Here is a 14464-nt window from a genome sequence, read left to right as displayed (position 1 = left end):
CCCCCCCCCCCCCCCCCCCCCCCCCCCCCCCCCCCCCCCCCCCCCCCCCCCCCCCCCCCCCCCCCCCCCCCCCCCCCCCCCCCCCCCCCCCCGGGACCGTGTCCCGATCGGTCCGGCAGGATCAGGCGATCTCGGATGTGTCGCCCGTGCAGGTCGGCGGGTGTGGGTGTCGCCCGTGACAACCGTGTTGCTCGCCGAGTGGGTCCGGCCGAGCGCGGCCGTGTCCGCCCAGCCGAAGCCACCCCGCCGGCCTTCAGTCCTCCAGCCCGTCTATCACGCTGTCACAGGTAGCTTTCGATGGCGGGCAGGAGCGCCTGGAAGGTTTCTCCGGACGCCGGTTCCCCAATAGCGACCAGCATCCATCCATCATCCAGTCGGGAGACCCTGGCCATGATCAGAGCGGTGTGGGAGCCGCCACTGGACAGGGTGTACCGGGCGATTTCATCGCCCGTGACCTCGTCGCGTGAAGGCGGTCTGGAGCAGATCCTGGGCGTCCACCGGGTCGGGAACCAGGCGGCGGGCCGTGCGCAGCAGCGCGTCCTGCTTGAGCCGTACGTAGTCCTCGAAGCGCAGAGCCTCGTTGCCGCTGAACATTTCCGCGTCCTCCTCGTTCCGGGGCCGGCGTGCGCCCGCGCAGGTGGAGGGAGAGCGGCCGCCGGAGCAGGGCGGCGTGGTCGTGTTCGGCCGTGCCCTGTCGTGCCCTGCCCTGCAAACCTCGTTCAAGGGCAGGTCGTGGAGGTATCCGCCGGGCGGCCGGAGCCCATCCGTCACCTGGCGGAGCGCGCCCCGCCAGGTGACGGTCCGAGGGGCCGGGCCCCCCGGATCTCAGCCCCGGCGCGGGTTCATGACGCCATCCGCTCCGGGGTCGTGGTCTCAGGGGTCGACGGAGCAGAGGGCCGGGTGAGCAGGCGGGCGATGGTGGTCGAGCCGACGCCGTGGAGCAGAACGCTGCCGAGGACGGTGAGTGTCGTCGCGTACAGGACGGTGTCTGCGTAGGGCCCGTCGGGCAGGGTGTTGAAGGCGATCAGCCCGAACACGATCGAGGTGGTGCCGCGTGGTCCGAGGGCTCCCACCATGAGCCGTTCGCGCCAGGTGAAGTCCGAGCCGAGGAAGGCGAGCAGGATCGGAACGATGCGCACGACGGTGAGTGCGGCGGCGCAGAGCGCGACGGTGGGCCAGTGGATGCCCTCGCCCAGCGCGAGGACCACGGCGTTTCCGAAGAAGAACCACATGCACATGGTCATGATCGAGTTGGTGTCCTCGATCAGCCGGAAGTCCGAGGCGTCCGGGGCTGGGACAGCCCCTCGCCGGGTCGGCGCCTGCCGGACGTAACGGAAGGCGATGCCGCAGACGAAAGAGGCCACGAAGCCGTTGCCGCCGGCCGCCACCGTCATGGTGTAGGCGAGCAGCGGCGCGACCAGGACGAGGATCCGGCGTGACTGTGCGGTCATCCGGTGCCTGCGGTCGGCCGAGTTCATCAACCACGCCAGCAGTGGCCCCAGCACGATGCCGACGGCGATTGCCTTCGCCGCGGACGGGACGGCCGTGCCCAGTGCCTGCATGGGGGTGTGGGCTTGTGTCGTGGCACCGGCGAGGATCAATGCGAAGAGGAAGATGGGCGAGACGATCCCGTCGTTGTAACCGCTCTCCACGTTGAGGAGATTACGCACCCGTGCGGCGATACGCGTGTCGCGTACCAGTGTCTCGGCCGGGGCGAAGTCCGTCGGAACGATGACGCACGCGATCAGCAGCAGGACCACCACGGGCAGCGCGGGCAGCAGCAGAGAGCCCAGCAGGACCATCGCGGCCAGGCTCAGGGGCAGTGCCACCAGCAGTGCCCGGGCGGCAGCGCCGGGATCTTTGCCGAACAGTCGGCCGCCCGGCAGTTCGGTCGCGTCGACGAACAGCAGGACCGCCAGGATGACCTCGGCCACGTGCTGGGCGACCTCGGAGTTCAAGGTGGCGGCGATCTGGTTCTGGGTGAACAACCCGGTGATGATCCCCGCGAGGACCAGCACCAGAGGGGCCCTGACGTGCCGCTGCTCCAGCCATCCGGCGACGAGCGCCCACCCGACGGCCGCAGCGGTAATCACGATCACGGTGAAGAGCATGGGGATTCCTGGATTTGGGCACAGAACGTTGACGGGCTGGCGATGGACGGGACGTCCTGCTGGACGGGCAGTGCGCGGCGGGCGGGTCAGTCCCCGCGGGACGGGACGCGTATCCGTACCCGGTAGCCGCCTTCGCCGGTCGGGCCGGACTCGAAGGTGCCGTGCAGGATGTCGGCGCGCTCCTTGAGGCCCAGCAGGCCCTGGTGTGCGCCGGGCAGGGGCAGTGAGGGGCGGGACGGCGGGCTGTTGGTGACCGTCACTCCGACGTCGTCGCCGTCGTGCCACAGCTCTACGGTCGCCGTGGCTCCGGGGGCGTGTTTGCGGGCGTTGGTCAGCGCCTCCTGCACCGTGCGGTACAGAGCACGCTGGGCGGGTGTGCCCACGGAGGCGGGGAGTTCGCCCGTGAGCTCCGCTTCGATGCCGCTGGACCCCACCAGTCTGTGCAGGTCGGCGAGGGTGGGCTGCGGGGTGAGTTCCGTCGCGGCTCCGCCGGAGGCGCGTAGCAGCGTGACCATGGTGCGCAGCTCGTCGAGCGTGTCCACGCTCAGGGAGCGGATGGTTCGCGCCGCTTCCCTGCTGTCCGCGTCCTTGGCGGCCACTTGCATGGCTCCGGCCTGAATCGCGATCAGGCTGACCTGGTGGGAGACGACGTCGTGCATCTCGCGGGCCAGCTGGGCCCGTTCCTGGGCCAGGACGGCCTGCGCGTGCAGCTCGCGCTCGTGCTCCCGCGCCTCCTGGATCTCCACCAGACGCCGTGCCAGGTCCCTGCGTGCCTGGACCAGCTGGCCCAGCAGGACCGGAGCGGCGGCCGTCGCCAGGTTGTACAGCAAGTAGACCAGCGACCAGGCCCCGCTGGTCGACACGTCATCGTCCAGCGGAGTGTGCACCACCATGGCGACGGCGGACAGGACGGCGCATGTGCCGAGCAGGCGACGGTCACGCGAACGTTCGGCCAGGGCGTACAGGGCGGCGACCGGGGCGACCAGGACGTCCTGGACCAGGGTGGCCGGCAGGGTGAGGAGGAAGACGGCCAGCGGGAACCGTCGCCGCAGGGCCAGTGCACCGCAGGCGATCGCGGCGAGTACGAGGCCGAGCGGTGTGCCGTCCCACAAGGTGAGCCACGCGTCGAGAACGGCGAGGACGACCAGAGCGGCATCCCGCGCGGCCGGCGGTACCCGGTTCCACAGCCGCTTCGCCTCAGCCGCTGCGCTCACCGGCCTTCCCTGCCTTGCCGGCCATCGTCCAGCAGCCCTGCCCGCTGGGCGAGCAGCGCCGCCTGGACCCGGCCGGCCACCCGCAGTTTGGTGAGAAGGGCGCTGACGTGGTCCTTGACCGTGCCGGTGCCCAGATGCAGACGGGTTCCGATCTCGGCGTTGGACAAACCTTCCGCCAGCAGTACGAGCACGTCGCGCTCCCGGTCGGTCAGCCGCCCCACGCGGGCCGCCTCCTCGTCCACGGCCGCAGGCCCCCCGGCAGCAGGATGCGAGCGCAGCAGGCTCCGGGAGGCCTTGGAGGACATCACCACTCCACCGTCGGCCAACGTCCTCACCAACTGGGGCAGGTGATCCGGTTCGGTGTCCTTGAGGAGGAAACCGGCCGCGCCCGAGTGGAGGGCCGCCAGGACGTACTCGTCGGTGTCGAAGGTGGTGAGCATCGCCACCACGGGGGGAACGGGCAGGGCGCGCAGCTGAGCCAGCACCGTGAGGCCGTCGACGTCCGGCATCCGGATGTCGAGGAGGACGACATCCGGACGGTGTTCCCGCACCGTGTCGAGGGCGTCGCCGCCCGACGCCGTGGCGACGACCTCGATGTCGTCCGCCGTGCCCAGGATGAGACTGAAACCGGATCGGACCAGCGCCTCGTCATCCACCACCACTACCCGAATCACGTGCGTCGCACCCCGTCGTTCGTCGAACCCTGTCGTACCCGACCGTAAGGTCCCTCGCCATCCCCGGAGCGGTTGGGAGCCCGGTTCCAGCCGGTCGGCGGGGCAGTTCCCGCCGGTCGGCGGAGGCGCCGGCAGGTGTCGGACGGCGCGCCGACCGGCAAGGGACACCCCCCCCGCGCTCGTGGCCCGGGCAACCCGCGTCATCGGTATTGGCCGCGACGGGCAGAAGCTGCGCGCCGTACGCGACGAACTCGGCGAAGCGTTCGTACCTGGAGCCGCCGACGCCCCCGACGAAACGCCCGCCGTGGAGGGGATCCGCACGTACCGCCCGGTCACCTGGACGCTGGCCGGGGTCATCAGTACGGCGAGGAGAAGGCCGAGCGTGCCGATGACGAGGCTCCGCTTCCTGCCGACGGTCTTCTTGCCGGCGTCGATGCCCTGCCCGGGCCGAGCCCCTCCGCTACCTGGACAAGGAAAACCAGATCGTCACGGCCCCTGCGGCCGCCCACGCACTCTCTGGAGGATCTCCTCGCGAAGCCGCCTGCGACCCGGGTCCCTCCTGAAGCGAATGCCCCTCTGTTCCTCGACTGCTTCAGCCAGCCTCCTGGCCTGCGCTGTGTCGAGGTCGTCGATCATTTGCAGAGCGAGCCGCATGGCGTGGTACTGCTCGAAAGCGGTGCGCGGGTTCCTGATGGCGGCAAGAGTGGCCTCGAAGTTCCGCAGCTCAGGTCTGGCCTGCATCATCGCCACGGCGGTGATGCGCTGCTCGTCCGTACCGTCCCGCAGCCAGCGCAAGACCTCGGCCGACTCGAAGGACTGCTCCCGTGCCAAGCGGCGCGCACGGGCGATCACCCCTTCCATGGCCCGGGTGCGCGGGTCGCCGGCGCGCATCGAGCCACGTACTGAGCTGTAGTCGGCCGCGATGGGCCCGGCAGCGTCCAGCATGGTCCTCGCCTCTGCACGCAGCTCACGAGCCGAGGCGATGTCGCCGCGGCGCTCGGACTCCTCCGCCAACGCGAACCTCTCCGCGGCGGCAGCCCGAATCCTCAGGGTGGCACCGCCGAACTCAAGGCTCTCGATGCGGCTGCCGAGCAGAGCCAGGAGAAGCAAGACGCCCCCGAATACGATCAGCGCCGCCGCGCCGGTCCCGTTCTGGGTCGCGAAGACCGCAAGTGCGCCCAAACCGAATGACCCCGCACCCATGAGCGCCGTGAGCGAACGCAAGGCGGGCGTGAACCAGACGGTCGCAGATCTCGTCTTCACCGGCCTCTCCGCTTTGGCCCGGAGGGCCGTGTCGATTGCGGCTCCACGTTGATGTCCTCCAGGATCACAGCGCCGGCCTTTTGGCAGGTGGAAATCAGGTCCTGAGCGGCCCGGACATCGGACCGTAGCGGCGGGCGCGACAGAGCCCGGCCGGGTGGATACGCGCCGGCCGGGCCCTGCGTGCGTGGGGTGCGGGTCGTTCAGAAGTCCTCGTCGCGCAGGTTGTGCTCGTCTCGCCGGAGCTCTTCCTCGCGGCGACGCCCCATCTCGTCCGGACCCTTGCCCCCGCGGGACGGAGTGCCGGGCTCGGGGTGCGCCGGGTCCTGGTCGGGCCTCGGAGGACGCTGCTGCTCGTCGCGGCCCTTACCCGGCGCCTGGCGCTTGTCCTGCTTACCCATGAGGGGACTCCTTTGAGGTGTGGGGGTGAAGCTCTTCCCTCCACACTGACACCAGGCGTCACAATATGCACATTGTCAGTAACGGTGAGTGCTGGTCGGTGTCGTGCGCGCGGCGCGCTGCCGGCGTCTGGCCCTGTGTCTCAGGCGATGGCCACGGTTTCGGCGAGGCTGTCCACCACATCGCTCAGCCGTCCGCGGCGGTGGTGGGCGGTTCTTTGCAGAGCGGCCCCGGTGCCTTCGGCCCGTACGCGGTCGAGCAGGGTGTCGACGAGGGCCAGGTCGCCCGAGGCGGTGAGGGCCAGCACCGCCCGCGCGCGCAGCCGGGCGACGAGGTCCCAGGCCGGCACCGAAGCCCCGCTGACCGGATCGAGGCCGTCGCCTTGCAGGCCGTGCGCGGCCGCGCGCCGGTGGGCTTCGCGCAGTTTGGCGGTCTCGAGGGCCGGGGGCGGAGTTCCTTCGGCCGTCTCCCGGCGCAGGGTGGCGGCGAGCCCTCGTAGGAGCACCGCGAGGAGCACGGTGATGTCGATCCGGGCATTGACGTCAGCGACGCGGATCTCCAGCGTCGGGACGTGCTCGGACGGACGGGCGTACCAGTAGATCATCCGTCGGTCCAGCAACGATCCGCTCCGGACGAGCGCGTCGGCGAGCCGTTGGTACGCCGCCTCGTCCAGGACCGGGGCGGGCCCCACGGTGGGCCAGCGGGCGTGCTCCACCGCACGCCAACTGGCGTAGCCGGTGTCTTCGCCGCGACTGAAGGGAGAGTTGGCGGCGAGCGCCTGGAGGGAGGGCAGCCATGGGCGCATCCGGTTGGCTATCTCAAGGGCCTCCGCCCGGCTGGTCATCCCGATGTGGACGTGGCATCCGCACAGCGCCTGGTCGTAGTCGCCCAGCACCGACGCGAAGCGCTCGGCCATCCGCAGGTAGCGTTCGTTTCCGGTGACCGTCAGGGGGAGCTCCGGTGGTACGACGGGTGTCCCGGAGGCGAGCAGCAGGCACCCCTCGGCGGCCGCGGCGCGGATCACCTCGGCCCGTAGACAGGCCAGTTGGGCTCTGAGATCAGCGGGGCTCGTGGTGGGGCTGGTGCACACCTCCACCTGAGCCGTGAAGAACTCCTGCTGTACCAGTGGGCCGAGCGTGCGCGAGGCGGCTTCGATGACACGCGGACCACGTCCCACCGGGGCCCGGCTGTGGCGATCGACGAGCAGGAACTCCTCCTCGACGCCCATCGTCACGGCTGCACCCTGATCGGGGCCGTCCTCTGGCGTCGGGGCCGATGAGCGGGCGGTTCCTGCACGCACGGAAGAGGGCTTCGACACGGTCAATGACCCCCTTCGTCGAGGGGCTGCTGAGGGGCTGCTGAGGGGCGGCTGGGAGGGGGGCTGGGCGACTGCTGGGGACTGCTGAGGGGCGCATACCCCTCGAATCGCCTCCCAAGCGGGGAGCGGATCCTCAGCGGAGGTGCGGCTCGAAGGGGAGGTAGTCCGTGTGCGTCACGGAAGGAATCACCGTGTAAGTGGCCTCGGGAAGCTCGTTCCACACACCGGGCAGGTCACCCAGAGGCTCGGAGACGACGATGCGCGTTCCGTCGGAGATGTCGCGGAAGTACTCCAGCTCCGGGTGGAGGCGCCGCACGCTCTCGGCGCGGCTGCTGTAGAACAACGACCGGGACGCTCCCTGACTGGAATAGCGGAAGGCCCAGACCCGCTCCCCGTCGCTGACGGCCAACGTCATCTGGAGCGGATGCGGCACACCGTGCTCCTTGCCGAGCCGCTCCACGAGCTCCGCCATCCTTGCGACCGCGCCAGGGACGTCCTGGTCGAGCCCGTAGGTGACCGCCAGGTAGAACATCACCTCGGAGTCGGTAGACCCTTCGATGGACGAGAAGAGCGCCGGGTCGACGGCCATGCACAGGTCCCGCTGGAGGCGCTGGAAGTCCGCGATGGCCCCGTTGTGCATCCACAGCCAGCGGCCGTGGCGGAAGGGATGGCAATTGGTCTGCTGGACGGGCGAGCCCGTCGAAGCGCGGACATGGGCGAAGAACAGTGGCGAGCGGACGTGGGCCGCCAGCTCGCGCAGGTTGCGGTTGTTCCAGGCCGGTGCGGTGTCCCGGAAGACCGCAGGTGTGCCGTCACCGTCCGCGCTGTACCAGCCGATGCCGAAGCCGTCACCGTTGGTCGCTTCGACGCCCATCCGCGCCCGGAGGCTCTGGTTGATCAGCGAGTGCTCCGGACGGTAGAGCACGGCGTCGAGCAGCATGGGAGAACCCGAGTATGCGAGCCAGCGGCACATGCGCACCATCCCCTTCGGGGCCTGCTCCGAGCCTAACCCGGCCACCGACACTCCCCGCCCGCACATGGCAGTCGATCACTCGCCGCTCTTGCCGCGTTCCCTGCCCTCCTTGGCCTCCTTGCCCTCCTGGCCCTTCGGACTGACCCAGCGCAGGCGCCCCGTCGCGGGGTCCGGTACGGCTCCCGGCCGGTCGAGGCGGCTCGCCTCGTCCGTGTCGGCCGCATCCGTCCGCTCTTCGCCGCGGCGCTCGCTGAGCGGCCGCGTCCGCCGTAGGGCGTGCCCGTCGTGCGGAGGCACACCGCCGGCACCGCCTTGCTCGTCCATGCCGACCTCCTCAGTCTTGTGCGGGTCTCTTCTGTGGCGGCTGCCCGTCCCCCGCGGTGGGAAACCTTGGGTGAGAACACCTGGCCCCGGCCAGCTGCATGATCCAGCGGGAGCCGGTGGGGATGCTCATCGCGCGGGCGACTACGAGGAGTGAGGTCATCGGCGGCCACGCTCCGGCTCGCCCGAGGAAACGTATCGGCAGCATCGGCCGCCCGGCCTACACCCGGATCGCCGCATCCAGCAGGTCGCCCTAGCTTGACCGAGGGTGCGGACTTCCGTCCGCTCGTCGCCGAAAGGTCTGCCTGCATGATTCGCCGTTGGTTCACATCCGCCCTGGGCGCGCTCCTGCTACTGCTCGCACCCGGGTCACTCGCCCCGGCCTCGGCCGAGGCCCAGCCCCCGGCCTCTTTGCGGGTCATGACCCGCAACCTCTACCTGGGTGCCGACCTCGCGCCCGTACTGGCCGCCACCAGCCCCGAGGCGCTCGTCGCCGCGGTGACCGCCGTGTACGCGAATGTCCGGGCGACCAACTTCCCCGAACGTGCCGAGGCGCTGGCCGATGAGATCGCCGACAGCGACCCCCATCTCGTAGGCCTGCAGGAAGCCGTGCTGTGGCGCAGCCAGACCCCCGCCGGAGAGGGCAGCGCCACCCACGTCGAGTACGACTTCCTGCAGATCCTCCTCGACGAGCTCTCCGCCCGGGGAAAGCACTATGCGGCCGTGGCCACCGTCACCGTCGGCAGCGACTTCGAGGCCCCGCGCTCCACGCCCACCGGCCTCCAGGACATCCGTCTCACCGACCGCGACGTACTCCTGGCCCGCACCGACCTGCCCGCGCGCGAGTTCTCCGTGGCCAAGGCGCAGGCGGCGACGTTCGAGAACTTCGTGCCCCTCTGCCGCCCGGTACTCGGCTGCCCGCCCAATGCCCCCCTCGAGATCCGACGCGGCTGGGTCGCTGCCGACGCCACCGTGCGCGGCCGTACCGCCCGGGTGGTCACCACCCATCTGGAACCCGCCTCCCCCACCGTTCAGGAAGCGCAGACCGACGAACTGCTTGCCGGCCCGCTGAAGACCAAGCTGCCCGCTGTGCTGCTCGGTGACCTCAACTCGGCCGCCGACGGAGTCGGCGCCCTGCCGGGATCGACCGACACCGAGAGTCACAACAAGCTGCTGGCCGCCGGCTTCACGGACGCCTGGAGCGCCACCCGCCCCGGCACTCCCGGCTTCACCTGCTGCCAGGCCCCCGACCTGCGCAATCCCACTTCCAGCCTCAGCCAGCGCATCGACTACGTGCTCTTCCGCGGCAAGGTCACCGCACTGTCGAGCGCCCGAGTGGGCCACACGCAGGCCGACCGCACTCCCTCGGGCCTGTGGCCGTCCGACCACGCCGGGGTCAAGAGCGTGCTCCAACTGCGTTGAACGACTCGGGCTGTTACGCCTGGGAGGCTGACTCACGTACGCAGGTACGAGGCCCCGTTGAGGTCCAGCACCGTCCCCGAGGCCCATTCGGCCAGCGGTGAGGTCAGCCACAGTACGGCCGCCGCGATCTCGTGCGCCGACGCCACCCGCCCGAACGGGCTCTGCGTACGGATCGCCTCGCCCTCGGCGCCGCTCAGCCGGTGCGCGACCCGCTCCGTCTCGAAGAACCCGGGTGCGACGGAGGCGACCGCGATCCCGTACGGGGCGAGGTGCACCGCGAGGGACTGGCCCAGCGCGTGCACCGCAGCCTTCGTCGCCCCGTACGCCGGGTGGTCGGGCTCGCCGCGGAAGGCCCCGCGCGAGCCGACGTTGACGATCCGGCCACCGCCGCCCTGCGCGATCATCCGGCGGGCCGCGAGGTGGCTGAGGTTCGCCGTCGCGAGGAGGTTGACGGATACGTGACTCTGCCAGGCCGCCGCCCAGTCCTCGTAGGAGGTGGTGGCGAGCGGGTGGGGGAGGTTCACGGCGGCGTTGTTGACGAGCACGTCCAGCCCGCCCAGTCCTGCCGCCGCAGCCTCCGCGACGGCGTGCGCACCGTCCGGGGTGGACAGGTCGCCTCCGGCCAGCACGTGCCCCGTGCCGGGGAGGGAGCCGAGGGTCTCCTCGGCCTCCTCGCGCCGCGAGCCGAAGTGGACGGCTACGAGGTCGCCATTGGCGGCGAACGCCTGAGCGAGGGCACGGCCGAGCCCGCGCGAGGCACCGCTGACGAGCACGCGACGACCGGTCGACGGGAAGGCTTCGGCGGATGAGGAAGACGCTACGGAAGTCATGTGGATCATGATGCCCCTGCGCTGGTCGGCCGGGCGTCGCAGAGCTGTTTGCCCGGTGTTGCGACGTTTCCGGGGCCCTGGTGCGCAAGTGGCGTCCGGGCAGGCTAGTTTGTGCGGATGAGTCTCCTTGATGATGTGGCCGAGCGTGACGGCTGGCTGTGCTGGGTGTGTGACGAACCGGTCGACCCCGACGAGTCGGTGAACGACCCGCGGGGGCCCAGTGTCGACAGCAGGACCGCCGACCGGAAGGCCAAGGTCGCCGAGCGGCTCGCGCACCGCGGGTGCAATACCCGCAAGGGTGCGGTCAAGGTGGTCATCGCCTGGCCGGAGCGCCTGTACGTGGTCGAACCCGCGCCGCTGATCGCCGTAGCCGACAGGCTGGAGCGCAAGGGGGGCCGCGAGGTGGTGGGCCGTTGCCCGACCAGGAAGGACGCCCAAGAGGCGGCGGATTGGCTGATGGACCGGTTCTCGCGACTGGTACCGGGGCTGCCGGTGACCGCCGGCATCGAGGCGGGCGGCGGCCAGTTCCTCGTCGTCCTGGCCACGGGCCGCCGCTGATCGGGACCACCCACGCACGATGGCGTCGAGCTGGTGGCCATCCAACGATCCGACGCTGCAATGCCTGGCCGACTAAAGGGTGTTGCGGGCTGAGTCGGTGTGGGTGGAGACGTTCACGGGCGTGCGGATGGACCGGTTCGTGAAGGTGGTGCGGGAACGGTGCGGGAACGGTCCCGGTGGTGGCCGCCCGTGGTGTCTGCCGCTGGCGGACCGGGTGCTGCTGGTGGCCGTGTACTACCGCACGAACCTCACGATGCGGCAGCTCGCCCCGCCCTTCGGGATCTCCACGGCGACGGTCTGCAGGGTCATCCAGCGCCTGGGGCCGTTGCTCGCGCTGGAGCCGGTGCCGCGGGCCGTCGCGGAGATCGAACGCTTGCACGGGTCCGCGACCGACAGGTCGGCGCCTCCTCCCGCAACTACCGTTTCTCGGCGAACGTGCAGGTCATCATCGACGTCGACAGCCGCCTGGTGGTTGCCTCGGCCCGGCCGACGCGCGGGAACAAGGCCGATGCCCACGCCTGCCGGGAGCCGGATCTGCCCACCGCGGCGACCGGGACGACGGTCCTCGCGGACAGCGCCTACCCGGGCACCGGCCTGATCGTCCCCCACCGCAGGTGGGCCGGACGCGCCCTCCTGCGGGGCAGGAGGAGGACCATGCCGAACACCGACGGGTGCGGGCCCACGTCGAGCACACCTTCGCCCGTACCGTCAGACCGACACCGGAGGGTAGGCGGCGCCGGCCAGGACGCCGCCCAGAGAGGACAGGCTCGGGCGCTCCTCGGCGATCCACACCGCGGCCTCCCGCGAACTCGGCAGGAGCCCGCACGGCGGCAGGTTGCCGTACGGCTGGCACCAATATCGGGGCCGTGCCAGGATTGAGCCCAGAACTGCCCCCAGCGGCTCACCGACGCGGTGCCCGGCGGTTCCGGACGAGGGCCGTCGGATCCCCGGAGAACGTTTCAGCCGTTCGATGAAGTCGACGCCCCGCCGACACCGCACGCCCGCCGCCCAAGCCCCTCGGATACCAACCTGTCGCTGCGCGACGAGTGCCAAGTATCAAGACACCTGGCCATGCGAGGTGGAGTGATGGACATTCAACGCTCCCGTCCGGACCCGAACGGGATGACCAAGCGGTCGGCGTCGCGAGCAGCGCGCTCAGTCCACCGGACGCGGTCGCACCCGGGGCGGCGGCGGACGCGCCCGATGACGCTGTCCGCGACGCTGGTGGCGGTGCTGCTCGTCGCGGGGTACACGTCCGCACAAGGAGCGTCCTCGGGCCCTGGCGAGCAGGCCGTGCCCGCCGGCGCACGAGCCGCGGTGATCGTGCCGGACAGCTTCACCCCCGTGGTCGTGACACCGATCAGCGATCCGACGTTCCCCTGGCTGGGCAGCGACCAGAAGTACCACGTCTCCTACGACCTGCAGTTGACCAACGCCTCGCGGCTGCCGGCCACGCTCACCAAGGTGGAGGTGGTCGACGCCGAACGACCCGACACCGTGGTCGCCTCACTCTCCAGCCGCCAACTGGTCGATCCGGACTGTGAGTACGGAGCCTGCAATCTGCTGCGGATGCTGCCCTCGTCGAACGCCACCGACACCGTCATGCCCCCCGGCCAGTCCCGGGCCCTGATGGTGGACCTGACCTTCGACTCGCTGGACCAGGCGCCTGCCGAGGTCATGCACCGGCTGTTCCTCAGCGGGCAGGCCGTACCCCCGGCCACCAAGCCGAGCCCCGTCAACTACCTCGCCGCGCCGTTCGACATCTCCTCCGGCAAGCCGCGAGTCATCGCGCCTCCGCTCAGGGGGGACGACTGGGTCGCCGCGAACGGCTGCTGCGGCACCGGCGGACCGCACCGTCCCTCGCTCAACTCGGTCAACGGCAAACTGGCCAACTCCCAGCGCTTCGCCATCGACTGGATGAAGCTCACCGACGAGGGCAAGTTCTACAGCGGCGACAGGACGAAGAACGAGAGCTACGCCGACTACGGCGAGGCGGTGTACGCGGTCGCCGACGGCACCGTGAGTTCGACGCTCGACACGGTCGAGGCAGGCACCCCCGGCATCCTGCCGGCCAACGACCCTGTTCTCGGACCCAAGCTCACCGTCCAGAACGTGGACGGCAACCACATCATCCAGGACCTCGGCGATGGCGTCTGGGCCATGTACGCACATCTGGTCAAGGGCAGCCTGCTGGTCAAGCCGGGGGACAAGATCACGAAGGGCCAGAAGCTCGCGGATCTGGGCAACACCGGCAACTCCAACGCCCCGCACCTGCACTTCCAGCTGATGAACGACCCGTCACTGCTGGAGGCCGACGCCGTCCCCTACGTCATCGACCGCTTCACCTACCAGGGCCAGATCCCCTACTCGGCCTGGGTGGTCACCGACGACTACCTGAGCGGCACCTTCCTGCAGGGCAGGCTGCCCGAGGCGCAGTCCCGCACCGATGAGCTGCCCCTCGTCCTGTCCGTCGTCGACTTCCCGAATCCGTGAGGGCGCGCCGGGCCCGACTTCGGCCGCGGAGCGAGGGGGGGGGCTCCGGTTCGGTGTTGCAGAAGGTCCGTCTTGGGTAGGCCTGAGTGGTCTCTGACCGGCTGTTTCACCGTGTCACGGCCTTGACGGCGTGGTGGAGGCCTTACCCCTTCTGGCGGCAGTTCGGTCGATCATGATCGGGGGCAGTCGGGCATGATGCCCGGGTGAGCATCATCGTGAAGTCCTTCGTGGCGCCGGACGACGCGTCAGCGGCTCTGACCCTCCAGACTGGGCCGGGACGGGCATACGAGTCGTTCTCCTTCGGGAACTTCGGTCCCGAAGAGGCCGTGGTCGAGTGGGAACGCCTTCTGGCCGGCGGCAGCTTCGAGGAGCTCGTCGAAGCCGGTGAGCCTCGCTTCCTCGTGGGCTCAGCTGCGTGCGGAGGACGGCGAGGTCATCGACACGGAGATCGCCGACGCGATCGTGAGTGATCTGGCTGCTCTCGGCGGTAGCGCCCGGCGCCAGAACCAGAGCGTCTACTGCTGGGTGGCGTAGAAGTTCCATGTTCGGAGCCAGAGGACGACGGCCGCCGGGGTGGTACCGAGGAAGACGTATCCGCGTTTGCGTTGCGCTTCTGGTAGCGGTCCTCATCAAAGCCTGGTGGCCGTCCGCCGCGTGCGCCCTTGCGTAGCCGGCCGCGCGGGCTGTCGGTCTTCTCCGCAATGGTGTGGCGGATTCCCCGCCGTCGCAGGCAATCACGGATGGGGCCGCTGCTGTAGGCCGTGTCGGCCGCGCCGCCCCGGGAGTCTGAACCGCCGGACGTGCGGGCCCCGTTGTCAGGTACGGAGCCGTCGAACGCGGGGCTCCATCCCGTCGGCGCACCGAAGGACCGGTACCAAGCGCCGCCACGAC

General features: G+C 70.4%; 13 protein-coding genes and 2 pseudogenes. 5 read left to right on the top strand and 10 right to left on the bottom strand.

Annotation, left to right across the window (positions count from 1 at the left end; all coding sequences use genetic code 11):
- Positions 1-459 precede the first annotated feature (459 nt).
- The 9 genes and pseudogenes from ACZ7GJ_RS31420 to ACZ7GJ_RS31380 form a co-directional block, all read right to left on the bottom strand.
- Positions 460-594, bottom strand: a pseudogene (locus ACZ7GJ_RS31420) (SigE family RNA polymerase sigma factor); the annotation flags it as partial.
- Between the two features lie 248 nt (positions 595-842).
- Positions 843-2111, bottom strand: coding sequence for a cation:proton antiporter (locus ACZ7GJ_RS31415; protein WP_470756349.1), 1269 nt, complete (start codon positions 2109-2111; stop codon positions 843-845).
- A gap of 86 nt (positions 2112-2197) precedes the next feature.
- Complete coding sequence (locus ACZ7GJ_RS31410) at positions 2198-3325, bottom strand: sensor histidine kinase (protein WP_470756347.1); 1128 nt, start codon at positions 3323-3325, stop codon at positions 2198-2200.
- Positions 3322-3999, bottom strand: a complete 678-nt coding sequence (locus ACZ7GJ_RS31405) for a response regulator (protein ID WP_470756345.1) — start codon at positions 3997-3999, stop codon at positions 3322-3324. Before ACZ7GJ_RS31405 ends, ACZ7GJ_RS31410 begins: the two co-directional genes overlap by 4 nt.
- Positions 4000-4485: 486 nt before the next feature.
- Positions 4486-5262 (bottom strand): hypothetical protein, encoded by a 777-nt coding sequence (locus ACZ7GJ_RS31400; RefSeq protein WP_470756343.1) that lies wholly within the window; start codon positions 5260-5262, stop codon positions 4486-4488.
- A gap of 200 nt (positions 5263-5462) precedes the next feature.
- The gene (locus ACZ7GJ_RS31395) at positions 5463-5660 is read right to left on the bottom strand and encodes a hypothetical protein (RefSeq protein ID WP_470756342.1); all 198 of its coding nucleotides are present in this window, start codon (positions 5658-5660) and stop codon (positions 5463-5465) included.
- A 140-nt stretch (positions 5661-5800) separates the two neighbouring features.
- On the bottom strand, positions 5801-6886 hold the full coding sequence (locus ACZ7GJ_RS31390) for a carboxylate-amine ligase (protein WP_470756355.1): 1086 nt from the start codon (positions 6884-6886) through the stop codon (positions 5801-5803).
- Between the two features lie 223 nt (positions 6887-7109).
- Positions 7110-7949: a class II glutamine amidotransferase gene (locus ACZ7GJ_RS31385; RefSeq protein ID WP_470756340.1), complete on the bottom strand. Its 840-nt coding sequence runs from the start codon at positions 7947-7949 to the stop codon at positions 7110-7112.
- Between the two features lie 75 nt (positions 7950-8024).
- On the bottom strand, positions 8025-8273 hold the full coding sequence (locus ACZ7GJ_RS31380) for a hypothetical protein (protein WP_470756338.1): 249 nt from the start codon (positions 8271-8273) through the stop codon (positions 8025-8027).
- A 306-nt stretch (positions 8274-8579) separates the two neighbouring features.
- Between ACZ7GJ_RS31380 and ACZ7GJ_RS31375 the strand changes: the two genes are divergently transcribed.
- Positions 8580-9692: an endonuclease/exonuclease/phosphatase family protein gene (locus ACZ7GJ_RS31375; protein ID WP_470756336.1), complete on the top strand. Its 1113-nt coding sequence runs from the start codon at positions 8580-8582 to the stop codon at positions 9690-9692.
- Positions 9693-9724: 32 nt separating this feature from the next.
- Here ACZ7GJ_RS31375 and ACZ7GJ_RS31370 read toward each other — a convergent pair whose 3' ends face one another.
- The gene (locus ACZ7GJ_RS31370; RefSeq protein WP_470756334.1) at positions 9725-10522 is read right to left on the bottom strand and encodes an SDR family NAD(P)-dependent oxidoreductase; all 798 of its coding nucleotides are present in this window, start codon (positions 10520-10522) and stop codon (positions 9725-9727) included.
- Between the two features lie 117 nt (positions 10523-10639).
- Between ACZ7GJ_RS31370 and ACZ7GJ_RS31365 the strand changes: the two genes are divergently transcribed.
- From ACZ7GJ_RS31365 to ACZ7GJ_RS31350, 4 genes and pseudogenes are all read left to right on the top strand, one after another.
- Positions 10640-11080 (top strand): hypothetical protein, encoded by a 441-nt coding sequence (locus ACZ7GJ_RS31365; RefSeq protein WP_470756332.1) that lies wholly within the window; start codon positions 10640-10642, stop codon positions 11078-11080.
- Between the two features lie 127 nt (positions 11081-11207).
- Positions 11208-11784 (top strand): annotated as a pseudogene (locus ACZ7GJ_RS31360) (transposase family protein); the annotation flags it as partial.
- 499 nt (positions 11785-12283) lie between these two features.
- Positions 12284-13573, top strand: coding sequence for a M23 family metallopeptidase (locus ACZ7GJ_RS31355; RefSeq protein WP_470756330.1), 1290 nt, complete (start codon positions 12284-12286; stop codon positions 13571-13573).
- Positions 13574-13957: 384 nt separating this feature from the next.
- Positions 13958-14107, top strand: coding sequence for a hypothetical protein (locus ACZ7GJ_RS31350; protein WP_470756328.1), 150 nt, complete (start codon positions 13958-13960; stop codon positions 14105-14107).
- Positions 14108-14464: the final 357 nt, after the last annotated feature.

It is taken from the genome of Streptomyces sp. NPDC037242 (genome assembly GCF_055604165.1).
This window is presented reverse-complemented; position numbering and strand designations above follow the sequence as displayed.